We start from the raw sequence: 507 nt of genomic DNA, 5'->3' as shown, positions 1-507 counted from the left end.
GGAAGGAGGTGAACAGCTTATGCAGCTTGTCTGTATCACCTTCCTCCAGCGCATCGATAAGGTCTTGTATCCAACTGTTTACATTTTCCCGTTGGGGCTTGAAATAATCAGAAGCCACCAACGATACAAATCCTTTCTTCACTTCATTGTTGGGGAAGTCGAGCAGGAATGTGCCTCGGCGTGGTTTATAGTCCTTAATGGTAAAGTATCCGCTTTGGTAAATCATCGGCAACGGTTTTTCTACATTTGCCTTATAGTCGACAAATTCCTGCGGGTCGTAATATTTTCCGGTCAGTTCATCCAGGTTCTCATCGGTATGCGCAAGCAGGCGGATTAGGTATGAAGGCGTACCGCTACGGAACCAGTAATCTTGCATGTCTTGCGTGGCAAAAGCATTGAGCAGGCTGAAAGGATTGTAGATATCTGTCATGGCTTTACTGAAATGATATCCGTCGTACTGGCGTTTGAGCAGACCGGTCATTTCTTCCTTGGATATGCCTTCCCTGT

1 pseudogene is annotated in these 507 nt (G+C 46.2%); it reads right to left on the bottom strand.

The features are described 5' to 3' along the window. Positions 1 to 507, bottom strand: a pseudogene (locus B5F78_RS16700) (AAA family ATPase); the annotation flags it as partial.

It is taken from the genome of Bacteroides sp. An279, from assembly GCF_002159615.1.
Lineage (GTDB): Bacteria > Bacteroidota > Bacteroidia > Bacteroidales > Bacteroidaceae > Phocaeicola > Phocaeicola intestinalis.
This window is presented reverse-complemented; position numbering and strand designations above follow the sequence as displayed.